The sequence below is a fragment of the Tsukamurella asaccharolytica genome (genome assembly GCF_007858435.1).
GTDB lineage: Bacteria > Actinomycetota > Actinomycetes > Mycobacteriales > Mycobacteriaceae > Tsukamurella > Tsukamurella asaccharolytica.
Genome location: NZ_VIGW01000019.1, coordinates 1 through 21,919 on the forward strand (window position 1 = coordinate 1; position 21,919 = coordinate 21,919).

Annotated in this window: 26 protein-coding genes and 1 tRNA gene; 10 read left to right on the forward strand and 17 right to left on the reverse strand. The window is 67.7% G+C overall.

Features of this window, described 5'->3' with window-relative positions:
• The coding region (locus FK529_RS18745) for a hypothetical protein (protein ID WP_205124407.1) at positions 1–654 on the reverse strand (654 nt) is incomplete at its 3' end.
• Positions 655–762: 108 nt separating this feature from the next.
• Between FK529_RS18745 and FK529_RS18750 the strand changes: the two genes are divergently transcribed.
• Genes FK529_RS18750 through FK529_RS18775 form a run of 6 tightly spaced genes read left to right on the forward strand, consistent with a single transcriptional unit; the run spans position 763 to position 7,002 of the window.
• Positions 763–2,286, forward strand: coding sequence for an ArnT family glycosyltransferase (locus FK529_RS18750; protein WP_146564093.1), 1,524 nt, complete (start codon positions 763–765; stop codon positions 2,284–2,286).
• Positions 2,287–2,319: 33 nt separating this feature from the next.
• Positions 2,320–3,345, forward strand: a complete 1,026-nt coding sequence (lgt, locus tag FK529_RS18755) for a prolipoprotein diacylglyceryl transferase (RefSeq protein WP_231703176.1) — start codon at positions 2,320–2,322, stop codon at positions 3,343–3,345.
• A 10-nt stretch (positions 3,346–3,355) separates the two neighbouring features.
• Entirely contained in the window at positions 3,356–4,777 is a 1,422-nt protein-coding gene (gene pyk / locus FK529_RS18760) for a pyruvate kinase (protein ID WP_146564095.1), read from the forward strand.
• 39 nt (positions 4,778–4,816) lie between these two features.
• Positions 4,817–5,707 (forward strand): acyl-CoA thioesterase, encoded by an 891-nt coding sequence (locus FK529_RS18765; RefSeq protein ID WP_146564097.1) that lies wholly within the window; start codon positions 4,817–4,819, stop codon positions 5,705–5,707.
• Positions 5,704–6,264 (forward strand): hypothetical protein, encoded by a 561-nt coding sequence (locus tag FK529_RS18770; protein ID WP_146564099.1) that lies wholly within the window; start codon positions 5,704–5,706, stop codon positions 6,262–6,264. The genes FK529_RS18765 and FK529_RS18770 overlap by 4 nt, the downstream gene beginning before the upstream one ends.
• 6 nt (positions 6,265–6,270) lie before the next feature.
• A complete protein-coding gene (locus FK529_RS18775) occupies positions 6,271–7,002 on the forward strand; it encodes a rhomboid family intramembrane serine protease (RefSeq protein ID WP_146564100.1) in 732 nt (243 codons plus the stop codon).
• On the opposite strand, the gene FK529_RS18780 is transcribed toward FK529_RS18775, so the two are convergent.
• On the reverse strand, positions 6,999–7,919 hold the full coding sequence (locus FK529_RS18780) for a cytochrome c oxidase assembly protein (protein ID WP_158635157.1): 921 nt from the start codon (positions 7,917–7,919) through the stop codon (positions 6,999–7,001). The genes FK529_RS18775 and FK529_RS18780 overlap by 4 nt on opposite strands.
• Positions 7,920–8,107: 188 nt before the next feature.
• On the opposite strand from FK529_RS18780, the gene FK529_RS18785 reads away from it, so the two are divergent.
• Positions 8,108–8,416, forward strand: coding sequence for a helix-turn-helix domain-containing protein (locus FK529_RS18785; RefSeq protein ID WP_146564102.1), 309 nt, complete (start codon positions 8,108–8,110; stop codon positions 8,414–8,416).
• A gap of 7 nt (positions 8,417–8,423) precedes the next feature.
• Here the strand turns inward: FK529_RS18785 and FK529_RS18790 are convergent, their stop codons facing one another.
• Positions 8,424–9,038 (reverse strand): ANTAR domain-containing response regulator, encoded by a 615-nt coding sequence (locus tag FK529_RS18790; protein ID WP_146564103.1) that lies wholly within the window; start codon positions 9,036–9,038, stop codon positions 8,424–8,426.
• A gap of 59 nt (positions 9,039–9,097) precedes the next feature.
• Here FK529_RS18790 and FK529_RS18795 point away from each other — a divergent pair, with 59 nt between their 5' ends.
• Together FK529_RS18795 and FK529_RS18800 are read left to right on the forward strand one after the other, a co-directional pair.
• Complete coding sequence (locus FK529_RS18795) at positions 9,098–10,213, forward strand: alpha/beta hydrolase (RefSeq protein WP_146564104.1); 1,116 nt, start codon at positions 9,098–9,100, stop codon at positions 10,211–10,213.
• 37 nt (positions 10,214–10,250) lie between these two features.
• A tRNA-Leu gene (locus FK529_RS18800) sits at positions 10,251–10,327 on the forward strand.
• On the opposite strand, the gene FK529_RS20825 is transcribed toward FK529_RS18800, so the two are convergent.
• From FK529_RS20825 to FK529_RS18870, 13 genes are all read right to left on the reverse strand, one after another.
• On the reverse strand, positions 10,284–11,960 hold the full coding sequence (locus tag FK529_RS20825) for a recombinase family protein (RefSeq protein WP_082809490.1): 1,677 nt from the start codon (positions 11,958–11,960) through the stop codon (positions 10,284–10,286). The genes FK529_RS18800 and FK529_RS20825 overlap by 44 nt on opposite strands.
• 38 nt (positions 11,961–11,998) lie before the next feature.
• Positions 11,999–13,480, reverse strand: coding sequence for a tyrosine-type recombinase/integrase (locus FK529_RS18815; RefSeq protein WP_068626819.1), 1,482 nt, complete (start codon positions 13,478–13,480; stop codon positions 11,999–12,001).
• A complete protein-coding gene (locus FK529_RS20405; RefSeq protein ID WP_068626818.1) occupies positions 13,477–13,803 on the reverse strand; it encodes a helix-turn-helix domain-containing protein in 327 nt (108 codons plus the stop codon). Before FK529_RS20405 ends, FK529_RS18815 begins: the two co-directional genes overlap by 4 nt.
• Complete coding sequence (locus tag FK529_RS18825) at positions 13,803–14,450, reverse strand: ImmA/IrrE family metallo-endopeptidase (RefSeq protein ID WP_068626816.1); 648 nt, start codon at positions 14,448–14,450, stop codon at positions 13,803–13,805. The genes FK529_RS20405 and FK529_RS18825 overlap by 1 nt, the downstream gene beginning before the upstream one ends.
• Positions 14,451–14,515: 65 nt before the next feature.
• Positions 14,516–14,899 (reverse strand): helix-turn-helix domain-containing protein, encoded by a 384-nt coding sequence (locus FK529_RS18830; protein ID WP_068626995.1) that lies wholly within the window; start codon positions 14,897–14,899, stop codon positions 14,516–14,518.
• Positions 14,900–15,161: 262 nt separating this feature from the next.
• Positions 15,162–15,488 (reverse strand): hypothetical protein, encoded by a 327-nt coding sequence (locus tag FK529_RS18835; RefSeq protein ID WP_068626814.1) that lies wholly within the window; start codon positions 15,486–15,488, stop codon positions 15,162–15,164.
• Between the two features lie 89 nt (positions 15,489–15,577).
• Positions 15,578–16,189: an MT-A70 family methyltransferase gene (locus tag FK529_RS18840; protein ID WP_068626812.1), complete on the reverse strand. Its 612-nt coding sequence runs from the start codon at positions 16,187–16,189 to the stop codon at positions 15,578–15,580.
• A complete protein-coding gene (locus tag FK529_RS18845) occupies positions 16,186–17,238 on the reverse strand; it encodes a replication-relaxation family protein (RefSeq protein WP_082809431.1) in 1,053 nt (350 codons plus the stop codon). The genes FK529_RS18840 and FK529_RS18845 overlap by 4 nt, the downstream gene beginning before the upstream one ends.
• Positions 17,235–19,439, reverse strand: a complete 2,205-nt coding sequence (locus FK529_RS18850) for a type IV secretory system conjugative DNA transfer family protein (RefSeq protein WP_068626810.1) — start codon at positions 19,437–19,439, stop codon at positions 17,235–17,237. The genes FK529_RS18845 and FK529_RS18850 overlap by 4 nt, the downstream gene beginning before the upstream one ends.
• Positions 19,432–19,668: a hypothetical protein gene (locus FK529_RS18855; RefSeq protein ID WP_141661050.1), complete on the reverse strand. Its 237-nt coding sequence runs from the start codon at positions 19,666–19,668 to the stop codon at positions 19,432–19,434. Before FK529_RS18855 ends, FK529_RS18850 begins: the two co-directional genes overlap by 8 nt.
• A 259-nt stretch (positions 19,669–19,927) precedes the next feature.
• Positions 19,928–20,131 (reverse strand): hypothetical protein, encoded by a 204-nt coding sequence (locus tag FK529_RS18860; RefSeq protein ID WP_068626808.1) that lies wholly within the window; start codon positions 20,129–20,131, stop codon positions 19,928–19,930.
• Entirely contained in the window at positions 20,128–20,736 is a 609-nt protein-coding gene (locus FK529_RS18865; protein ID WP_082809430.1) for a hypothetical protein, read from the reverse strand. Before FK529_RS18865 ends, FK529_RS18860 begins: the two co-directional genes overlap by 4 nt.
• Positions 20,737–20,808: 72 nt before the next feature.
• On the reverse strand, positions 20,809–21,105 hold the full coding sequence (locus FK529_RS18870; protein WP_068626806.1) for a hypothetical protein: 297 nt from the start codon (positions 21,103–21,105) through the stop codon (positions 20,809–20,811).
• Positions 21,106–21,177: 72 nt separating this feature from the next.
• Here FK529_RS18870 and FK529_RS20105 point away from each other — a divergent pair, with 72 nt between their 5' ends.
• The gene (locus tag FK529_RS20105) at positions 21,178–21,420 is read left to right on the forward strand and encodes a hypothetical protein (protein ID WP_158635158.1); all 243 of its coding nucleotides are present in this window, start codon (positions 21,178–21,180) and stop codon (positions 21,418–21,420) included.
• On the opposite strand, the gene FK529_RS18880 is transcribed toward FK529_RS20105, so the two are convergent.
• The gene (locus FK529_RS18880) at positions 21,402–21,755 is read right to left on the reverse strand and encodes a hypothetical protein (protein WP_068626803.1); all 354 of its coding nucleotides are present in this window, start codon (positions 21,753–21,755) and stop codon (positions 21,402–21,404) included. The two genes, FK529_RS20105 and FK529_RS18880, sit on opposite strands and share 19 nt — an antisense overlap.
• Positions 21,756–21,919 lie beyond the last annotated feature (164 nt).

A 21,919-nucleotide genomic window follows, 5' to 3' on the forward strand; every position in this document is an offset into this window, starting at 1 on the left:
CACGCGCCGCAGGTCCGCGAGCGCGGCCTGCGCGTCGTCCTCGATGCCGGGCTGCTCCGCCGCGCGGGCCGCCAGCACGATCCTGGTGAGCCGTGCCGTCGCGAGGTCGTGCAGCTGCGCGGCGAGCGCCAGCCGCTCGTCCGCCCGGGCCTGCCGGGCCGCGAGTGCGCGCCGTTCGCGCTGGGCATCGCGCAGACGCAGCCCCAGGCCGAAGGTCGTGCCGCCGAGCACCGGCGCGAGCGAGCCGAGCGCGCCCCACACCGAATGGGAGGACGCCGCGACCGCCGCCGCGAAGACCACGAACGGGGCGAAGGCGATCACGGCCTCGCGCCGGTCCCGCACCGCTTGGGCCGCCGCCGAGGAGACGAGGGAGGCCGCGACGGCGACCCAGAAGGCCGCGCCGGAGCCGGTGGCCTCCGCCCACGGGCCGAGCACGAGGTAGCAGGCCGCGGCCGCGACCACCGGCGCCGCGGAGACGGGCCGCAGGAACCCGACCGCGGCGGAGGCGGCGAGCATCGCCGCCACGCCCAGCCAGAGGTCCGCGCCGCGCAGTCCGGGGAACAGCGCCATCACCAGCGCGACGGTGCCGGCCGCCGACACCGCGAGCAGCGCCGCGTGGGCGGCGCGGGTGCGGGGGCCGGGTTCGAGGGACATGTCGTCATCGTAGGGAGTCGCCCGACGGGGCCGGTACCTACTCTCGTCGGTCGACGGACCTCCGAACGGCGCTACCGGCGCCGCGCCCGGTCCGGCACCGTCGAGGCCATGACATCGCAGGTCAACGCCATCGACACCGCTCCCAGCGCAGGCCCCGGCGCCGCGCCGCCGCCCGTCGCGCGCCTGCCCCTCGCCGGCGTCGGCGCCGTGGTTCTCGCCGTGATGCTCATCGGCAGCCGCAACTACGGCTACTTCTTCGACGAGGCCTACTTCGTCGTCGCCGGGCGGGACCACCCCGCGGCCGGCTACTTCGACCAGCCGCCGCTCGTGCCGCTGCTCGCTGCGGGGATCGATCACCTCGCGCACGGGAACCTCGTCGCGCTCCGCCTCCCCGCCACGCTCGCCGTCGTCGCGATCACCGTGCTCGCGGGACTCCTCGCCCGCGAGCTGGGCGGGCGCGCGGGGGCGCAGGTCTTCGCCGCGGCGGCGGCCGCGATGTCGCTCGTGAGCTCCGTCGGGCACTGGCTCGCGACCTATTCGCTCGACCCGCTGTGGTGGACGATCATCCTGTACCTGCTGGTCCGGTGGGTGCGCGCCCGTGACGACCGCCTGCTGCTCCTCGCGGGCGCCGTCACGGCACTGTCGCTGCTCACCAAGTTCCTCGTGCCCGCGCTGTGGATCGCGGTCGCCCTCGGCGCCCTTGCCTGCGGACCACGGCGGCTGCTCACCCGCCCCGCCCTCTGGGCCGGCGGCGCGCTCGCCGTCGCCGCGATCGTCCCGACCCTCGTCTGGCAGGCGGGCCACGACTGGGCGTACACGCGGATGGGGGCCGTCGTGCAAGCGGAGTGGCCCGGCGGCGCGGGGTTCGCGCTGGTCGGGCTGTTCGGCGCGGGCCTGCTGATCGGGCTGCCGCTGCTGCTCGCCGGGATCGTCGCGTTGCTGCGCTCGCGCGAGCTGCGCCCGTACCGGTTCCTCGGTGTCGCGCTGGTGCTGGTCGTGGTGGCGATCGTGCTCACCCACGGCCGGGCCTACTATCTGGCCGCGGTGTACGCGCTGCCGATGGCGGCGGGCGCCGTCGTCGCGGAACGCTGGCTCGCGCGGCGCGGGCGCCGGGCCCGCGGCGCGCTCCGGGCGATCGCGGTGCTCGCCCTCCTCGGCTCCACGGCGAGCTGGATCGCCGCCTCGCCCGTATGGTCGCCCGCGATGGCCGAACGGATCGGTACGCCCCCGCTGCGTGCGCCCGCCACCATGCTCGTCGACGGGGACACGATGCTGCGAAACCTGTCGGACACCGTCGCCGCCGCGTACCGGACCCTCTCGCCCGCGGAGCGCGACGGGGCCGTCATCGTCGCCGAGAGCTACCCCTTCGCCGCCGCAGTCGACTTCTTCGGCCGCGATGAGGGCCTGCCCCGCGCATACAGCGGGCACCGCGCGTACTACTACTTCGGCAGCCCGCCCGCCGACGCCCGGACGGTGCTCTGGATCGGCGACCCGACGCCCGTGCTCGACGAGGCCTTCGTGCACCGCCGGGCCGTTCCGGCGCCGGGGGACACGGGCGATCCAGTGGTGCAGCTGTACACCGGCCGCACCGTCGCCTGGCCCGAACTGTGGGAGCGGCTGCGCTCGCAGTGACGACCCGGGGGCGAGGTCAGTAGGGTGACGGGCGTGATCCTCGCCAGCATTCCGAGTCCCGCCCAGGGCGTATGGCACCTCGGGCCCGTCCCCATCCGCGCCTACGCGCTGTGCATCATCGTCGGCATCGTCGTCGCCTGCTGGTGGGGCGACCGCCGCTGGGTGGCCCGCGGCGGTAAGCCCGGCCAGGTTCTGGACGTCGCGGTCTGGGCGGTTCCGTTCGGCCTCATCGGCGGCCGGCTCTACCACGTGATGACCGATTTCAGCACCTACTTCGGGCCGAACGGCCGCGGCCTCGGCGCCGTCTTCCGCATCTGGGACGGCGGCCTCGGCATCTGGGGCGCCGTCGCCCTCGGCGGCGTCGGCGCCGCCATCGGCTGCCGGCAGATGGGCATCAAGCTCGGGCCGTTCGCCGACGCCGTCGCGCCCGCGATCGTCGTGGCGCAGGCCATCGGCCGCCTCGGCAACTGGTTCAACCAGGAGCTCTACGGAGGCGCCACGAGCCTGCCCTGGGGTCTCGAGATCTACGAGCGCGCCAACGACGTCGGCCAGCGCGGTCCCGACGTGCTCGACGGCCACAGCACCGGCGTCGTCCTCGCGGTCGTGCACCCGACGTTCCTGTACGAGCTGATCTGGAACCTGCTGGTCGCGGCCTTCCTGGTGATCGTCGATCGGCGCTTCCGCATCGGCCACGGCCGCCTCTTCGCGCTGTACGTCGCGGGCTACTGCCTGGGCCGCTTCTTCATCGAGATCATGCGTGACGACCACGCGACACTGATCTTCGGCGTCCGGATCAACGTCTTCACCGCGGCGCTCGTCTTCGCGGGTGCCGTCGCCTACTTCGTGCTCGCCCCGAAGGGGCGCGAGCACTCGGTGTTCCTCGACGAGCAGTCGACGGCACCGTCGGAAACCGTCCCCGAGCAGGACGGACCGACAGCCGCCGCGGCGCCGGCGACGCTCGAGAAGGCGAGCGACGGGGCCGCTGCGGAGCCTGATGTTCGCCGGATGGATACCGACGGGTTAGCGAGAGACTCCACAGAGCGGAATAAAGGGGACTAACGTGGGAGCCGTGACTCGTCGAACCAAGATCGTCTGCACCCTGGGCCCTGCTGTCGGAACTGATGAGAAGGTCCTGGCCCTCGTAGAGGAGGGAATGGACGTTGCGCGCCTGAACTTCAGTCATGGCGAACATGCTGATCACGGGGTGAATTACGCGCGGGTGCGTGCCGCCTCGGACCGGACCGGCCGGGCCGTCGGCATCCTCGCCGACCTGCAGGGCCCGAAGATCCGCCTTGGCCGCTTCGCCGGCGATGGCCGCACCGTGTGGGAGACGGGGGAGACGGTGCGGATCACCGTCGAGGACGTGGTCGGCACGCACGATCGGGTGTCCACGACGTACAAGGAGTTGGCCCAGGATGCGCGCCCGGGGGACCGGCTGCTGGTCGATGACGGCAAGGTCGGCCTGCGGGTCGTCTCGGTCGACGGCAACGATGTGGTGTGTGAGGTCACCGAGGGTGGCCCGGTGTCGAACAACAAGGGTGTCTCGCTGCCGGGGATGAACGTGTCGGTTCCGGCCTTGTCTGAGAAGGACATCGAGGATCTGGTGTTCGCGTTGGAGTTGGGTGTGGACTTCATCGCCCTCTCCTTCGTCCGCTCCCCGGCGGATATCGAGCGGGTGCATGCGGTGATGGATCGCGTGGGTCGCCGGGTTCCCGTGGTGGCGAAGCTGGAGAAGCCGGAGGCGATCGAGAATCTCGAGGCCGTGATTCTGGCGTTCGATGCGGTGATGGTGGCGCGCGGTGACCTAGGGGTGGAGTTGCCGCTGGAGGAAGTGCCCCTGGTGCAGAAGCGGGCGATCCAGATCGCGCGGGAGAATGCGAAGCCGGTGATCGTGGCGACGCAGATGTTGGAGTCAATGATCGAGAACAGTCGTCCGACGCGGGCGGAGGCTTCGGATGTCGCGAACGCGGTGCTCGACGGCGCCGACGCGGTGATGCTGTCGGGTGAGGTTTCGGTGGGCAAGTATCCGATCGAGACGGTGCGGACGATGGCGAAGATCGTGTGCGCGGTGGAGGACGGTGGACCGTCGGTGCCGCCGCTCAATCATGTTCCTCGGACGAAGCGGGGGATCATCTCCTATGCCGCGCGCGATATCGGGGAGCGGCTCAACGCGAAGGCCTTGGTGGCGTTCACCCAGTCCGGGGACACGGTGCGGCGGTTGGCGCGGTTGCACACCCGGTTGCCGTTGTTGGCGTTCACGCCGCTGCCGGAGGTGCGGAGCCAGCTCGCCTTGTCGTGGGGTACGGAGACCTTCCTCGTCGACGGCGCGGACAGCACCGATGCGATGATCAAGCAGGTCGATCACTCGCTGGAGGGTATCGGCCGCTATTCCAAGGGTGATCAGGTCGTGATCGTGGCCGGCGCGCCGCCCGGAACGATCGGCTCGACCAACTTGATCCAGGTCCACCGGATCGGCGAAGACGACCACTGACGGCGAGCAGTCAATCCAGCTGCTGACATACTCGTCGCCATGACGGAGACACTCACCGATTTCGACGAGTTCCTCGGCACGCTCGACCTCGCGGAGGCGGGGGAGGACCGATTCCTCGGTCGTCACCCCGCCAAGGTCGCGGCCCGCACCTTCGGGGGCCAGATCCTCTCGCAGGCGATCGTCGCCTCGGGGAACACCGTTCCGGGAGCTCGGGATTCGCTGTTCCTGCACGCCGCACACACGCACTTCATCAACGGCGGCGAAGTGACCGCCGACCTGGAGTTCGTGGTGCGACGCCTCCGGGACACCCGCAACGTCGCGAACCGGCTCGTCTCGGTCGAACAGGGCGGCACCGTCGTCGCGCTGATGCAGCTCGCGTACCAGACCGACGGTCGGAACGCGCTCGTGCACGGCGATCCCGCGCCGCGCGTCCCGGGGCCCGACGGCCTGCCGGACATCCAGGAGACCCTGAAGGGCTACGAGGACGTGGTCACGATGTTCGTCGACGCGCCGCAGCCGATGGACATGCGCTTCACCAACGACCCGGCGTGGATCGCCAAGGGCAAGGGGCTGATCCAGGAGGACAACAACGTGTGGATCCGAACCGCGGGCACCCTTCCCGACGACCAGGTCATCCACGACGCCGCGCTGGCGTACGCCTCGGACACGACGATCCTCGACTCGATCATCACCCGGCACGGCCTGTCGTGGGGATTCGACCGGATCATGGCGGTCACGCTCAATCAGTCCCTGTGGTTCCACCGCCGCGTCCGGTTCGATCGGTTCAACCTGTACTCCTCGCATTCGACGGTGGCCGACGGCGGTCGCGGAATGTCGAACGGGCAATTCTTCGACTCGGAAGGCATTCTGGTAGCTAGCACCACCCAGGAGGGTGTGCTCAAGTACTTCCCGTCGAAGGGGGCGAAGTGACGACGAGCCAGGACACGCAGCAGCGTCCGATCCCGAACGTGCCGGAGGGCACGCCCGGCCGCGATTGGCGCGCGGAGCTGCCCGCGGCGCAGCCGTCGGGGCCGCAGCAGCCGTGGCGCCGGCACGGCCCCGGTTCCCGCGCCTGGGTCGCCGTCCTCACCGCGGTCGTGCTGGTGATCATGGCGGTGGTGGGCGTCTTCGTCGTCGCCTTCGGCTTCGCCAATACGGCCTTCGACCGGCAGGGCGCGGTCGTGCTCGTCGGTTCCGAGTTCCGCCCGTCGCAGACGTCGTGCTCGGGCGTGGGTGAGGCGGCAGGCGTCAGGGAGGGTGCCCGCGTGGTCTTCCGCAGCGCCGGAGGCGGCGACAGCCTCTCTGCCGACCTCGGTGAGGGCGTCCTCCGGTCGGGCAGGTGCGTCTTCCCGTTCGACTACTCCGCCGGCGGTGTGGACCCGGATGTGAACTACGCAGTCACGGTCGCGGGCCTCCCCGCGTCCCCGGTCGCGGGCGCGGAGCTGGCCTCGACGTCGAACGCCGTCCTCGTCTCCCTCGCGGGCTGACCGGCGGTGACCGCACTCGGCACGACGGTCCGCCGCGACTGGCAGCCCGTCCTCACCTACTCGCTGATCGCGGTCAACGTGATCGCCTTCGCGTTCAGCGCGAAGCAGTCGGGCAGTATCGACCAGAACATGGCCTCGTACGAGGTCGCGCGGTTCGCCCTCTCCGAGCCCGCCACCGCGAACGGCTGGTGGTGGACCGCGGTGACCTCGGGGTTCCTGCACTTCGGGCCGATCCACCTGCTCGTGAACATGTTCACGCTGTACGTCTTCGGGCGCAACGTCGAGCAGGCACTGGGTCGGGCGCGGTTCGCCGCGATCTACGCGGTGTCGCTCCTCGGCGGCAGCGCCGCCGTGCTCTGGTTCGGGCTGGAGAACACCATCACCGTGGGCGCCTCCGGCGCGATCTTCGGTCTCATCGGGGCGGAGCTGGTGCTCTTCCTCAAGCTGAAGCTGAACCCGACGTCACTGCTGCTGATCATCGGCGTCAACGTCGTCGCGTCGTTCACGCTGTCCGGCATCTCCTGGCTGGGTCATCTCGGCGGCTTCGTCTTCGGCGCCCTGGTGACCGCGGGCTTCGTCTACGCCCCCGAACTGCTCGCCAGGGACCGTCGGACGCGCCAGCAGGTCGAGGCGCTCGGCTGGGCCTGCGCGGGCGTGCTCGCGGCCGTGGTGGTCGCCGCGATCGCGGTCCGGTTCAGCACGTTCCCCGGCGCGCAGGTGTACACGGTGCGCTACTAGCGGCCGCGGTTCATCTCCCGCAGGCGCGCGTTGTAGGCGGCCAGTGCGGCCTCGTCGTCGTCCACGTCGACGTCGACGTCACTCTCGCCCATGAGCTGGCCGCGGCGAGCGGAGTCGAGCCAGGAGCCCATCCCGCCGCCCCGCTTGCCGGTGGCCTCCGCGGTGATCCACTGGAAGGCCACCACGAGCAGCAGGATCATCATGAGGCCGTCGCCGCCGAACCACATGATGGCGCCGGCCGCCGACTGGTCCTCGAGCCCCGTGGGGCCCCACCCCAGGCGCGACGCGGCGTAGCCGGGGGCCAGCTCTGTGGTGGTCATCATGAGCGTCACGCCGACGAGGGTGTCCGGCCCCATCGCCAGCAGGAACGAGGCGAAGCGCAGCGGGTGCGAGAGCTTGGTGGGGCCGCACAGCTCGTTGCCGATGAGCGGCAGCATGAAGATCCAGCCGACCACGAAGTAGCCGGCGTACTCGAGCTGCTTGAGCCACGGATTGTCCAGGGCGAGGTCCTGGAAGCCCGTGAGGTGCGTGCCGATCAGGGCGAACGCGTACAGCGGCAGGCCGACGATCGGACTCATGACGAGGCGGACGACCCGATTGCCCAGGAACGCGCGCACGCGGCGATCGCCGGTCTCGCCCGTCGCCGTGGCGAGCAGCCGGATCGGCTCGGCGAGCACGAGGAACATCGGCACCACCGTGATGAGCACGAGGTGCACCACCATGTGCGCCCAGAACAGGTGCGTCGCGAGCTCGGCCATCACACTGTTGACCGAGAAGACCAGCAGCGCCATGGCGACGAACCACGACAGAACGCGGACCATCGGCCATGCGACTCCGGCGCGCCGGGCACGGACGGTGCCGTACACGTACAGAATGGACGCGACGATCATGAGGCTCGTCACCACGGGGGTGAACACCCATGTCTGGAGTATTTCCGGCGACTCGGGCGCCACTGCTGAGGGATGCATCGCTGCCCGTTGTACCACCCCGGGCAAACTAATCCAACCGACGTGTAACAAAGCGCGGCGCATGATCGATCAAGGGGCGAACGTCCCTGTCAGAACGCCTGGGTACCCCGCCCCGGGCTCGAACGCACGGAGTAAAGATGCCGAAGGTCCCCGAGCCCACTCCTCAAGAGGTCCGCGACTTCCTCAGCCCGATCTCGCACTGGTCGCACCTCAAGGCCAATGCGGAGGAGCAGTACCGCAAGACGATCCTCGCCGCCTACGCCGCGCGGATCCCGATCGTGCACATCGCCCGTTACACGGGCACGTCGCCGCAGGCCGTGAAGAAGGTCATCGACCGCCAGAACGACAAGGCCGCGGGTGACGCTCCCGCGTTCCAGAACCTGCCGCGCACCGGGTACTACCGGGGCCAGCAGCTGCCGCCGTCGCGGTCGGTGCGCGCGGTCTGACCGACCGTCAGGGCGCTTGCGTCGCGTCGTTGGGAGTGCCCAGCGTGTCGATCACGAGGTGCGCGACGGTGCGCATGTCGGTGCGGCGGTCCATCGCGGTGCGCTGGATCCATCGGAACGCCTCCGGTTCCGAGACGCCGTGCGCCTGCATGAGGACACCCTTCGCCTGGTCCACCAGCTTGCGGGTCTCGAGCTGGCTGGAGAGCGTCGTCACCTCCTTCTCAAGTGCCTTGAGCTCAGCGAACCGGCTGATGGCGATCTCGATCGCCGGCACCAGGTCGGCCTTCGTGAACGGTTTGACCAGGTAGGCCATCGCGCCCGCCTCGCGGGCCTTTTCCACGAATTCCCGCTGCCCGAAGGCGGTCAGCATCACGACGGGGGCGATCCGTTCGCGGGCGATGTCCTGGGCGGCCTCCAGGCCGTTGAGGACCGGCATCTTGACGTCCATGATCACCAGGTCGGGCTGGAGTTCGCGGGCCTGCTCCAGGGCGACCTGGCCGTTTTCGGCCTCGCCGACCACGTCGTAGCCCTCCTCCCGGAGCATCTCGGTGAGATCCATGCGGATGATCGCCTCGTCCTCGGCGACGAGCACGCGGTGCGGGGTGGGCGCGGTGTCCTTCATCAGGGGGTACGTTACCGGGCGCCGCGACTCGGACCCGCGGCGCGCGGTACCGTAGCGCCATGAACGTATTGAGCCTGACTCAATTGCGCGAGCGCGCCGGCAACCTCTGGGCGCTGACTCTGGGGGAGGGCATCCGCCCCGTCGAGCGCACTCCGCACGTCGTCGTCGCCGACGGCGATCACCGCACCCTCCGCCGGTTCGCCTCGGATTCCGACCTCGAAGCGGCCGCGGCCGCCGGTGCCGCTCCGGTGTCGCTGGTGCCGCCGATCGCCGCGCCCGCCACCTGCTACGACCTCTCGCCCGAGACGTCCGTCGTCGCGCACCTCGCGGCGACGGGGCGCGTTCCCTACGTGATCGACTTCGGCGAGATGGGCTACCGCGACCGTGGCCTCGGCTTCGAGGACTTCGCCCTCGACATCATCCCGCAGGCCATCGCCCGGACCTTGCACGACTTCTGGGGTGGGGAGGTTCCCGACGGTGCCGGCGTCGACCTGTACGGCTGGAGCCTGGGCGGCACGCTGTCCTTCCTCACCGCGGGCGCGTCGACGGACTCCATCCGCTCGATCGTCTCCATCGCCACGCCGCTGAAGTACGCCGCGCAGCCGCCGTACCCGCTCGTCACCTCGCTGATGAAGCCGGTGAACGGCTTCGGCCCCGGCGCGCTGATCGCACTCATGGGCGGTATTCCCGCGCCGATCGTGCAGGTGGCTTACCGCGCCACGTCGTGGGACCGCGAGCTCAAGAAGCCCAAATTCGTGTTGGAGAACCTCGGCGAGCCCGAGAAGCTGGCGCGCATGGAGGTCATCGACCGGTTCCAGCGCACCTTCCCCGGCTACCCCGGCAAGCTCGCGACGCAACTGTGGGAGCGGCTGATCTTCCGCGGTGAGCTGGCCGCCGGGCTGGTGCAGTTGGGGGATCGGACGATCGATCTGCGCGCCATCGACGTGCCCGTCCAGCTCTTCGGCTCGCACCGGGACGCGCTGTGCGCGTGGGAGTCCGCGCGTCACGGCGTGGAGCTGTTCACCGGCTCCCCGCGGGTCGAGTTCGCGACCGTCGAGTCCAGCCACCTCGGCCTCGTCGCCGGCCCCGACGCCGTCCGCGAGACCTGGCCCGTGATCGACGCCTTCCTCGCCTCCGTGGACGCCGAGTCCGAGGCCGCCGACCCCGCCCGGTAAGCTTGCTCGGCTGACTGTTTCCGACGGTCCGCCGGACGCCCCCGTAGCCCAATTGGCAGAGGCAACGGATTCAAAACCCGTCCAGTGTGAGTTCGAGTCTCACCGGGGGCACCAGAACGGTCTTATTCAAACTTTCACCGCAAGGTGGAAGTTTTTCGTTGTCCGACCTTAGTAAATCGTCGACGGTCACAAGCGGCTGACCTGGCTCTTGGCGTTCCACCTCCACAGTGCTCACGATGTCCGAGAAGCCTCCGAACGGCTCGCGGAGCGTTGGTTCTGCTCGGTCCTCGTGGACCTCGATTCGGGTGAAGAAGGCCTGGTTGTACAGGCGGCGGTGCTGATCCGTTGCGGCGAGGTAGCCGGCGTGGCAGTTGCTCGCGTATCGAAGGGCGACTTCCAGGTTGGCTTCGACGGTGCTGATCTCAGTGTCCGTGGCGGCGAGCCTGGTATCGATCTCGGCCAGCTGGCGCGCGATGCGATCCTGCTCGCTCTTGAGGAGGTCGAGGGGCACGGCATCGGCGTAATGCGCACGGAGGAGCTGCGTGCGTTCGGTGAGCAGACGATCGCGCTGGATGGTCAGGTCGCGGCGCTCCACATCGGCAGCGAACCGGGTGCTGCTCAGCTCCGTGGTCAGCAACTCACGAATGGAAGCTTGCTGCGCGGTGGTGAGTTGCAATCCGCGGTACGCATCCTCGACCAGCTCCTCAACCGTGGCGACATGGAGCGCCTTCTGTTGGCAGGCTGTCCGCTTCTGCTGACGCCCTATGCAGATGTAATACGGATAGATGCGTCCTTGGCCGTTCTTGGCCATGGTCACGATGAGGCGGGAGCCGCACGTGCCGCAGAAGACGGTGGACTTCAGGTAGTGGGGGTGCTCACGGCTCCGTTCGCCGACCTTGTGGCTCTCGAGGACTTCCTGGACACGTTGCCAGGTGTCGGCGTCGATGAGCGGCACGTGTCGGCCAGGGTGCGCTGCTCCGCGGTAGGTGACGGTGCCCTTGTAGTACGGCGTCTTGAGGATCTTGGCCAGCGAGTTCGCCCGGATCGGGGCGCCGGGGCGCTTCCGGGTACCCCGTGACGTCAGGCCGCGTGCCTCCAGCGCGTCGGTGAGCTGACGAATCGTCCACTCGCCGGTCGCGTACTGCTGGAACGCCCACGTGATGAGAGGGGCGCGGTCGGGATCGAGTTCGACGGTGCGAACTTCGCGACCTTCGCTGTTGATCGTGCCGACGTTGCGGTAGCCCAGCGGAGCCAGTCCAGGGGTACCGCCCGTCTTGGCCTTCTGCTCCATCCCCTTGATGACTTCGGTCGCGAGGTTGCGCGAGTAGAACTCCGCGATCGAGCTCATGATGCCGTGCAGCAGCATGCCCGAGGCAGTCTCGTCGATGTTCTCTGTAGCTGACACGAGCTGCGCGCCAGCATTCTGGATCGCCAGGTTGATCGCCACGTCGTCGGCGCGGTTGCGAGCGAGGCGATCTACCTTGTGCACGATGACGTAGTCGACCGGGTGCGCAGCGATGTATCGCAGCATCTCTTGGAGCTTCGGACGGTCGGCCGACTTCGCTGACTCGCCACGCTCCGGGAACTCGGCGACGATCTGCGCGCCGATCATGGCGGCCTTGCGTTCGTTGGCAGCGCGCTGCGCGGGGAGCGAGTAGCCCTCTGGGTCACCGTCACGCTCGGCCTGTTCCTTGGTGGATACACGAATGTACGAGACGGCGAGCGCCGATTCGCGGGTGGTTGTCATGTTGACCTCCAAATCGTAGGGACGGATGGATCAGGGGATCAAAGCCACGGGCGCGAGCGGGGCGTCAGCACTCGCCGGAGGCTGTGCCATTCGCCGAGAGATGCTTCGTACGTCGTGAACGAGAATTGTTGACAGCAATCTTTGACAGCAACAGAGCCGACTATGTGCATGGTTGTCCGTGCGCGTAGTTGGTTGATAGCAGAGGTGAGCGCGGGGTCGAAGGTGAGCTGAGTCGAGCTCTTAAGCAGGGTGTCCCGGGTTCGATCCCCGGATGGCCCTCCAAGATGATTCCACCCCTGTTGGGTGGCTTTTTCTTGCCCCAGTATTGTTGTGAAAGATACGTCAGATTCTGCGGTTGACAGCAGTTTTTGACAGCTACGTGTGCTGTCAAACTCACGCGTCAGCAGTCGTTTGCCGACGTTGCTGAGGGCGCGGCGCTGGATTTCGCTGTCGCCGTGCTGGTAGATCTGCTGGGTCGTCGAGATGTGGGCGTGCCCCAAGATCAGCTGGATGTCGCGATCCGGTACGCCGAGGTTCTTGAGCAGCGTGGCGGTCGAGTGCCGTAGGTCGTGTAGGCGAATCCGACGCAGCCCGGCTCCGCTCGCGATCTTATGGAACATCCGCGCGAAGTTGCGCGGCCAGAGGGGCATATCGTTGTCGCTCAGGAAGACGAGGTCGCGCATGTCGGCAGGAGCATCGTCAGCGGCCGGCTGCTTGCGTGCCTCGTGAGCGTTGAGCGCAGCGCGCACGGCAGGAATGAGCGGAAGGCTCCTCCTTCCGGCACGCGTCTTGACGGGGCCAACGTGGAGCTGGCCTCGTACCTGCTGGAGTTGCTGCCGTATGTGCAGCTGACTCTTGTCCCAGTCGATGTCCTGCCACCGGAGGCCGAGTGCCTCACCGCGACGCATGCCGTACACCGCGAGCAGCAGAAACGTGGGGTACTGCCGGTGCTGCGCGGCCGCGTTGAGGAAGCGATTGACCTCTTCGATCGACCACGGGGTGATTTCCTTGCGCTCGTCGGTCGCGAGTTCGACGATCCGGGCGACGTTGCGGGTCAGGACTTCTTCCCGCACAGCGCGGGTCAATGCGGCGCTCAGTACGGTGCGTGCCACGCCGACGACGCGGAGAGACTTTCCCTCCTCCAGTTGCTGGTTCAAGGAGCGCTGCAACATGCTGACGGTCAGTCGCTTGAGCGGCACATTCCCGATGTATGGCTTGAGGTGCAGTCGAATCGACGACTCGTAGAGCTCCATCGTGCGGGGTCGATGGTCACGAGGAGCCACGTCCGTCATCCAGTAGTCGAGGTAGTCACCAACCGTCCAGGGGCGGTCCGCAACAGGTATGAAGTTGGCTGCCTGCGCGAGCAATTCGAGCAGCTTGTCGTGCGCCTCCTTCCTGCTCTTGCCGTACACATGGATGCGCTTGCGGTTACCGCTGGCGGTGAGCATGTAGGCAGCACCGACGAACCGGCCATCCTGCCGCTGGTAGATCGACCCCTCGTTGAGGTGACGGCGGCTCATTGCACGCCTCCGGTCGTTGCGAGTGACCCGACAAATCGCTCAATCTCGGTGGCCGGTACGAGGCGACGGCGTCCGATCGTGATGGTGGCGATCTGCTGACGGTTGATGAGCTGGTACAGGCTCCATCGGCTGATACGAAGATGCTCGCTCGCCTCTGTCATGGTCAGGAGAGGTCCGTTCGCTGGAACCTCCGGCGTGCCTGGCGCCCTGCTACTCAGCCGCTGATCCAACCACTCGCGATCGAGAAGCTGGCCGTCCGCGAGACGGATGGCCGCGTCGCCCAAAGCTCGCAACTGCTGCTGGGTGTCGCTGAGCGTGACCATCAGAATCCTCCTTGTAGTGCGGGTGTTCGCGCGTAGTCGAAGCGGCTGCGCGCTGTTGGACGGCAACTGCGGGCTACTTGGGTGTCGGTCGGCATGACCAGCCCGGTCTGTCGCAGTCGTACCCGAATCGCCTGCTCGCTGACGTTAAAGGCGCGCGCCAGGTCGTCCTGGCGCTGGATGCCGTTGCCCCAGGCGCGTTTCAGAAGGCGTCGGGGTACGAGGAGGCAGCCAGCGAAGTAGTCGCCTGCTTGTTCGGCGTGGCGGTCGGCCAGGGTGCCATGGTAGAGCCGCTCGCGGTTCGGGTGGTCGATGATGTGCTTGTACTCGTGGGCGAGCGTGAAGCGTTGGCGGCGCCAGGAGTCGGCGCGGTTGAGTAGGATGATCCACTGCTTCGATCGCCAGTCCCAGAAGTTGGCGCCGTCGGCGGCATTGCTGCTGGGCAGGATGCGGATCTTCGGCAGTTCCGAGATGATCTCCCGGGGCACCGGCCAGGTGGTGATGCCGTGCAGGCGCAGCAGCGTGTTGGCCTGGAGTTCGGCGACACGGAGGGCGTCGCTGAAGGAAATGTCGTCGCGAGTCGGGCTGAGCGAGCGAAGGGTGGCCAGGACGCTCTTCTCGATGGTGCTTGTGTTCGTGGTGTCGTTCATGGCGGTGGGCTCCTCTCTGCTCAGTCCGATATGGCTGGCGGTTATGTGCTGTGGTTACTTGGGTGCTATTCGTCTTCTCCCGTGCGTGGTCCGTCGGTGTCGCGGTTGAACTGGATGCCGTACTTGCGCCCGATTTCGTTGAATTCGGCGTCGATGGCGGCGGCGGCTTCGGCGGTCAGGTTGTACTTGGTGCGCATGTACGGGCGCAGGGTGGGCATGTCCCTCGGCGACAGCCAGCCAGCGGCGACGAACAGGTCGCTGGCGGGCATGTCGAGCGCCCCGGCGATGGCGGTCAGACGCTCCGGACTCGGGGCGGTGACCTCGCCCGATTCGATCCGGCGGTAGCTGCTGTGAGCCATGCCGGTCAGGGATGCCAACCGGGGGATGGACATGCCGATCTGCTTTCGGCGGGTGCGTAAGGTGGTAGGTAAATCGTCGTTGATCGCCATGGTCGGCATTTCTCCTTTTCTATTTCTATTTTAGCTCGACTATTCGCGCCAATGCAATTATTTCGTACGTTTCTACAACGTTATTCTGTTGCTCTTTTCACCTCGAGTGGACGCATCTCCTCTGGCGTTCGACGTAGCTATTTCCGAGCGTTGCCGCTCGCCCTTGTGGCGGCCTGGGAGTGAGCCGGAGCGGACGCTCACCGCGCACGAATCCTTGCGGAATTCAGCGGGGTGAGCATCCGGCTCCGGTGCCGGGTGGTGCCTACCCGGTGGAATCGTCTGCCTTGGAGGCAGCGGCTCCACGGCGGGGACGGGACTTGCTGACGGGCGGTTCGGTGCCGAACATCTGCGAGATGGCTTCCCGCTTGAGTGCGGCTTCCCGTTCGACTTCCTGGCGAGCAGCTTCGGCTCGTTCCAGGAGGTCGGGATCGGTGCGTGCCTCCTCGATGTGCGCGACGATGGCGTGGATGCCTTCGTCGTTGATCGTGTGCTCACGCAGCTGGGCGATGAACGCCAACTGTGCGTGCACGTCGGGCGCGAGCCGGATGGCCAGCGTCTTGAGTCCCGTCTCAGGGGTGGGTGTGGACATGGTGCCCTCCTCGGCGTGGTGCGACTTCGGCTGACACGGGATGTGTCAGGGAACCGGAGCCGCAGGCTGCCGACGAGGTGCTGCCTGCCCTATGCGGCGACACGGTGCTGCTCGTCCTGGTGAGTCGTGCGGGGTGGCGACGGTGGATCACTCGGCACGGGGTAGCCCGGAATGACCACCTGCGCCTCTACCTCATTCCCCCAGCGGTGCCAGCCTGGTTGCGGCCGGCGGGCGAACAGCTCCAAGTACGGGCCCGGGCTGATCCGCTCGATGATCGCGTACTGCTCCTCCGGTTTGTGGCTGTGCGCCTGGAGCGGTGCGAACATCCAGGTCGGTTGTGCTTTGAAGCGAACCGGAGCATGCCCGCGGGTACCCAGCAGCATGTGCTCGGTGGCGTTGCGCAGGTAGTTGCCCAGGCCGAGCCGTGGTTTCACCCAGGTCATGGTGGAGCGCGGCGTGAATCCCCAGGCGTCGAGGACGTCGTAGCCGTCGCGTAAGGACGCGTTCGTCACCCACAGCCAGCAGTGCGCGTCGTCGGCGGCGAGGTCGGCGACCGGCATGGCCTTGATGCGGTCCAAGGTCATGAGCGAGTAGTGGTTGCTGGCACCGTGGCCGCCGACTTGGTGGTGCAGCCAGGGCGGGTCCGCCAGGATGGTGCCGAACCGCGTCGGCACGGTGCTCGTGGTGGTGCTCATGGTCATAGGGCGTCTCCTTCCTGCCCTGCTTCTGCGCAGAGCGTTGTGGTGAGTGATTCAGGGGTCGTGATGCGGAACATGCGGGCGTCGAGGCGGGGATCCTTGGCGATGCCGTCGGCCAGCTGCTGGCGCCTGCGTTGGGCGATTTCCGGGGTGCGGGCGCTCATCTGCCAGATGACCAGCGGCATGCCGCCATCGCGTTCGGCGTGGCCGCTGCGGGCGTAGTCGGCGTAGGTGCGGCACTTGCGCAGCAGCGTGGGGAGGTGTTCGCTGCCGAGATCGACCTCGATGAAGACGCTCAACAGATCGTCGCCCCCGGGCGGGATGGCCAGCTCGGCGTAGAGGTCCGGTTTGAGCGGCTGGACGACGCCGGCCGGGGTCAGGAAACGGCGCCAGGCATGCGGTTCGGTCACCAGCGTCACCAGGTCGAGCTGCCCTGCCCGGGCGGCGTCGACCACGCGGACGTGGACGTCCCCGATCGCCAGGGTGTGCGTGAGGAAGCTGGTGCTCGGTCCGTGTGACCGGTACCGGCGGCGGGTATCCGGATGCAGCAGTCGGTGGCCGCGGTCGGTCAGGAACCACACCATGCCGCTGCTGCCTGCCCGCATGCCGCCGATGCGACGCTCCAGCCGATCGATCAGCCGGTGCCGCTTGAGCCAACGGGTGACGCGACCGGCCGCCACGGGAGCGGAATCGGGTGTGTGCCGTTCAGCGAAGTACAGCCGCGTCAGTTGCGGCGTGCTCAGGAAACGGTGCTGCTCGATGAGCTCCAGCGTGTTCCAGCCGGGTGCGCCGAGTTCGCCGCGTAGTGCCTCGAGGTCGAGTCGACGCCGTGTCTGGCGGGCGGGTGTGCTGCGCGGCTGCGCAGCATCAGTCCCCTCCAGAGGTGGAACGGATGTGGCGTTGAGCTGGCCGGATGGGCTGGGATGAGGTGCTGCGATCGGAACAGCGATCGGAACAGGTGAATCTGCTGGTTCGACGTCGTTCGTCAGTCGTCTGCCACTCGTCAATGCCTCGATTCGGCCGCTGGTGATGAGGTGGATCGGGCCGCTCATTGCCGCCTCGCCTTCCGTCCGTAGCTGACGGGCTGGTCGGTGTCAGCGGCGGGAGGATCGACCAGTGCCATGAAGGCGGCTTCGACGGTGTCGAGGGGGTGGCCGTAGCGTTCCCGGGACGATCGACGAACGGCGTCGGGATCGCTCGTTTTAGCGGGCGGCGGCGCGGTGGATGCTGACACCCACGGTTGCGCGGTGTTGTCCCGAACCAGCTGGGCGTAGACGGCATAGGCCGGCAGGCTCATGAAATCTTCGGGCGCGAGGGTGGATTGCCCAGCGGTCATCAGGCGGGCATCGGGTGCCGACAGCTGGAAGCAGATCCGGCTGCGGGCGTTGGCCGCCACGGCGTCGTGCATCGGTTTGGGGAGCTGGGCCCCGTATTGGTGCGCCAGGGTGAAGCCCGCACGCAGGGATCGGGCGGTGGCGAGCGCGTCGGCCAGGTTGGTCGGCAGGCGCAGGAAGTCCTGCACCTCGTCGATGTACACCTGCACCGGCGTGCGGCTGTCCTCAGGGATGGCCACGCGTTCGCGGATGGCCTGCCAGAGTTCGGCCAGCACCGCAGCGGCGAGCAGCTGCGCAGCGGAGTGCCCGAGGACGCCGACTTGGAGCGGCACCAGCAGGATCTTGTTCTCGGTCAGCACTTGGCGGACGTTGAAGCGCGGTGCGGTTTGGCCGAGGACAGCCCGCAGCGTCGGGGTGAGCAAGGGCCGCAGCTTGTTGCTCAGCGGCGCCGTCACGGTGCTGGCGGCTTCCGGCGACAAGGCGTCGAACCAGGCCCAGAAACTGCCCGCACCGATGGGATCGCGCTTGACGGCTACCTGCGTAATCGAGCGTCGGAAGCCGGGATTGCTCAGCAGCAGCGGCAGCATCACCAAGGAGGCGTCGTCGCGGAGGGCCAGGGCACCGAGGCAGTAGCGCAGGATATCGCTGGAGCGTGGTCCCAGGCTGTCGCCGTACAGCGCCTCGAACAATCCGAAGGTGGTGTCAGCGACAAGGTCGGGGGAGCGGCGATCACCCAGTGTGCGTGCCAGCGGGTTGATCCCTACTGGTGCCTCGTCGAGCGGGTCCAGCAGTACGACGTCGTCGATGCGGCTGTTCGGAATACGGGCGAGAACGTCGCGCACCAGATCCTTGGGTTCGATGACGACGACCGGCCGGCCAGCGGCGATGTCCTGCACGATGAGGTTGAGCAGCAGGGTGCTCTTGCCGGTGCCATTCGGGCCCAGCGCCCAGGTGTGGCGCATGCTGTCGATGACGCTGTAGCCGACCGGGGTTCCGGTGCCCGGCGCTGAGGCCATGCCGATGATCCGCTCGCCCGTCGCGTACGCCGCGCTCGGGCGCAGCGGCTTGGGGTGCTTCGGCGGTTGGCCGGGCAGCGGGTCGTCGCGCTCGGTGATTGGCCAGGCACTCAGGTAGCTGACTTCGGCCACGTTGAGCAGCTGGCTGGCCGTGAACAGTGACCAGTTGGCGCGCGGCGCATTCACCCGATGAGGCTGCTCCGAAGCGAGCCGGAGGCTGCTGCTGGCGGCTTCGACGGTGCTGACCGCCGACGCCAATCCCAGCAGCAGGCTTTTGCGGCGTTCCTCGGTGGGAGCGTCCACCGCCAGCCGGACGACGGCGCGGAACCCGTGCTCGCCGAGCTTGCGAATGAGCGCCTGACGAGCGTCGGGTCGTTCCGATTCCACACCGCGGAGCAGCCGTCCGGCGACAGACTGACCACTGCGGGCCGGACGAACCGGCGGCAGCGTCGGGCGACGGCGCGGACCAAGCACCAGTTGCACGGTCAGGGATTCACTGGGGCGGAGGCCGGTCATGGCCGAAAGCACCGACCGCACCGACTGCTCGCGGTCAACCGGCGCCAAGGGGCGGGTACGGCTGGTGAGCACCAGGCGGCGCGCCACCCGAGCCGGTTGCCGATCCTCGGGAGTGAAGGGGACCACCAGCGCGCCGGGGATCAGGGATTCGATCTGGCGCTTGAGCTGCCCGGCATGCCGGAGCTGGCTGCCCACCAAGTACTCCACCCCGCTGCGGTCAGCACGGGCTTCGAGCAGGATTTGCGGCGCATGGCGCTGCGCTGCCCAGTGGCGCACCAGCCCGAGGGCGGCCGTCTCACCGAGGGGCTGCGGGAAAAACAGCAGCTGCCACACCAGCGATCCCGGACGCAGCGACGGTGATGCCGGGGGAGCGGTGTTATTAGTCATGACGCACCTCCTCCCTGCCCTCGTGGACAGCGGCTGGCGGTACGCGATCGCTGGCTGCGTCAGCGTCGGCGTTGGCTTCGGCCAGCGCCTGCGCGATGATCGCCCGGGCCAGCTTGCGCAGATCCGGCGGTTCGCGCCGGACACTGCGGACCGTGATGTGGCGCGGCTGCCGGGTTTTCGGAATACCCCGTTCTCCCCGCCGCTGATTGATTCTTCCTGTCTTTGACATAGCTCCGCCCTCCTTGAAATTGGTTTGGTTTGTGTGATGCCGCCGATCGGGCGAATGGATCCGATGCTGCGGCAGGTGACCTTTCGAGCGTTTGCGCTCGTTGTCCTGCCCCTACTATGCGGCTACGTGCTCCATTTTGAAAGAGCGTTTGCGCAAACTACAACACCGATTGAAACGATCCGACCAGAGGTGAATTGGAGATGAAATGAGCGCCATTCTGTGAGCGCCAACGCTCGATGTGCGCCCGCTCACCCGGGTCCTACCAGCGATCCCGCCACCAGCGCACGGCCAGGATGACGACGGCGACCACGCCGACGATGCCGAGGACGACCACCAGCGTCGGCAGTACCTGCTGGATGAGCGCCACCGCGCAGTTGATCGCCACCGCGGCCAGTAGCAGGCCGAAACACCATCCGACCAGTCGATCCACCCACGAACCGGGGTCGTTTCCCCCGCTGTTCATGGCCGCCGCCTGACTTCGGCGAGGATGCCGGCGTCCATGCCGACGTCGAGGCTATGCAGCGAGAACAGCCGCTGGTCGTACGGGAACCGCTGAATGAGTGCCTGCACGATGACCTGTCCCAGGACGTCGATGCGGAACAGCTCGTACTCCAACGTGCCCGGTCCGAGCCCGGCCAGTCGGAGCTGCTCCAGGTGCCAGAGCGCAAGTTCCCATTCGTCCTCGAGACGGAAGCTCAATCCCCGGGCGATATGGCTGGTGTCGTGCCAGAAGCGGAACTTGATGTTCTCCTCGGGCGTCAGGTAGATGGTGCCGTCGCAGTACTCATCCGAGATGGGCAGCGGTTCGCCGGTTGATGCCGACCGGTCGTACGCTGCACGGAGCTGCTGGTAGGTGCTCGGTGCATCCGGCGTCCCGATGTAGCCGAAGCCGAGTTCGGTGGCCGCGGCCTGCACCGTCGCCGTCATGAACTCGCCCAGCGTCTTGCGGGCACGTAGGAGCTGTTCCGGATCCGGACGGCGAACGACCGGACTGGCGATGGCGTCGACGCAGGTCAAGTACTTCGCGAACTGGGGTGAGCGGGAGGTGGTGCGGGCGTGTTTGGGCATGGCGGTGCCCTCCTTTCTGCAGGGGCTGGTGGATGAAGCGGATGGAAACGGGCGACGTGCAGGAGCTGCGGATCACTCGTCCCACGGCTCGTCGTCAGGATCGACGTGGTCAGTCGGCCAGTTGGACAGCCAGGACATGGTGTACAGAGCCAGCTCGCACCGGAGCTTGTGCACGTGCTCCGTGCTCACCGGGGCGGTGGCTGCGGCTCGGTCGGTCACGCGGTGCAGGGCGTGTTCGAGGTTGACGACGGCGCGCAGGGCATCGTAGACGAGTTGCTCGACGGCGGCGGGATCGTCGCCCGCGGGTGGGGTCGGCTGCTTGTCGGGGGCGAAGCCGAGCTTGGTCATGATGATTCGGTAGGGGCGCATGAGGAGCTCCTGTGGTGTCGAGGGGATGGTTCAGTGGCGAGCGATGCACCGGTTGCACAGGCACGCTGCTGAGTGGGGCGACCTGACTGCGGCACGGGTCATCTGCTGCAGGGCATCGGTGACGACGTCGTTGATGTGGGCTTCCGCTTGCCGCTGAAGCTGGCGGGTACGGAGGACTTCGGCGTGGCGGCGGCTGGCGATGCGGTCGAGCTCTCGCTGGCGGGCACCTTGGGCGGCGAACCACCACAGGATGACCACCAGCGTCCCGATCGCCAAAACGGCGATGAACGGGAGGATCACGAGCGATTCACCTGACGCCCGCAGTCGGTGACCACCTGGCCGAGCTGCATGACGGTCAGTGTCTTGAGGTAGTCCAGGTCGCCGGATGCTGTCGGAGCGGCCATCGCCAGCTGGGTGGCCATCTGGCTCACCAACGCCGCCTGCTGCATGGCGTAGGCGCCCGTCCTCGCTACGCAGTCAGCTTTGGCTTGCTGGACTTCCGCGGCGGCCTGCACGGCGGCGATGCGGAGATCCGTGGTGCGCTCGATACGTGCCAGCTGCGCCGAATGTGCACGTGCTTCCTGGCGGGCCTGACGGCCGGTGCTGAGGACCGAGGGGACGGCGGGGGTGTAGGGCTGGATTTCGGGCATGACGAATCACCTTTCGGCAGACGATTAGGGGTGCTCGACGCCGATGTTCATGTGCGCCGAGGGCGATCGTGGGATGATCATTTGTGCTGGTCATCCGGTACTTCCTGATCGCTGGTAGCGACGCTAGAGAGGCTCTTTCAGGCTGACCAGAGGGGCCACCGGAG

Coding starts and splice junctions, on each gene's coding strand:
- FK529_RS18860 (WP_068626808.1), bottom strand. CDS start 20,131: ATGAACAGCGGGGGAAACGACCCCGGTTCGTGGGTGGATCGACTGGTC.
- FK529_RS18850 (WP_068626810.1), bottom strand. CDS start 19,439: ATGACTAATAACACCGCTCCCCCGGCATCACCGTCGCTGCGTCCGGGA.
- FK529_RS18795 (WP_146564104.1), top strand. CDS start 9,098: ATGAACGTATTGAGCCTGACTCAATTGCGCGAGCGCGCCGGCAACCTC.
- FK529_RS18865 (WP_082809430.1), bottom strand. CDS start 20,736: ATGCCCAAACACGCCCGCACCACCTCCCGCTCACCCCAGTTCGCGAAG.
- FK529_RS18855 (WP_141661050.1), bottom strand. CDS start 19,668: ATGTCAAAGACAGGAAGAATCAATCAGCGGCGGGGAGAACGGGGTATT.
- FK529_RS18785 (WP_146564102.1), top strand. CDS start 8,108: ATGCCGAAGGTCCCCGAGCCCACTCCTCAAGAGGTCCGCGACTTCCTC.
- FK529_RS20825 (WP_082809490.1), bottom strand. CDS start 11,960: ATGACAACCACCCGCGAATCGGCGCTCGCCGTCTCGTACATTCGTGTA.
- FK529_RS18765 (WP_146564097.1), top strand. CDS start 4,817: ATGACGGAGACACTCACCGATTTCGACGAGTTCCTCGGCACGCTCGAC.
- FK529_RS18880 (WP_068626803.1), bottom strand. CDS start 21,755: ATGCCCGAAATCCAGCCCTACACCCCCGCCGTCCCCTCGGTCCTCAGC.
- FK529_RS20405 (WP_068626818.1), bottom strand. CDS start 13,803: ATGGTCACGCTCAGCGACACCCAGCAGCAGTTGCGAGCTTTGGGCGAC.
- FK529_RS18815 (WP_068626819.1), bottom strand. CDS start 13,480: ATGAGCCGCCGTCACCTCAACGAGGGGTCGATCTACCAGCGGCAGGAT.
- FK529_RS18830 (WP_068626995.1), bottom strand. CDS start 14,899: ATGGCGATCAACGACGATTTACCTACCACCTTACGCACCCGCCGAAAG.
- FK529_RS18825 (WP_068626816.1), bottom strand. CDS start 14,450: ATGAACGACACCACGAACACAAGCACCATCGAGAAGAGCGTCCTGGCC.
- FK529_RS18835 (WP_068626814.1), bottom strand. CDS start 15,488: ATGTCCACACCCACCCCTGAGACGGGACTCAAGACGCTGGCCATCCGG.
- FK529_RS18870 (WP_068626806.1), bottom strand. CDS start 21,105: ATGCGCCCCTACCGAATCATCATGACCAAGCTCGGCTTCGCCCCCGAC.
- FK529_RS18845 (WP_082809431.1), bottom strand. CDS start 17,238: ATGAGCGGCCCGATCCACCTCATCACCAGCGGCCGAATCGAGGCATTG.
- FK529_RS18790 (WP_146564103.1), bottom strand. CDS start 9,038: ATGAAGGACACCGCGCCCACCCCGCACCGCGTGCTCGTCGCCGAGGAC.
- FK529_RS18750 (WP_146564093.1), top strand. CDS start 763: ATGACATCGCAGGTCAACGCCATCGACACCGCTCCCAGCGCAGGCCCC.
- FK529_RS18840 (WP_068626812.1), bottom strand. CDS start 16,189: ATGACCATGAGCACCACCACGAGCACCGTGCCGACGCGGTTCGGCACC.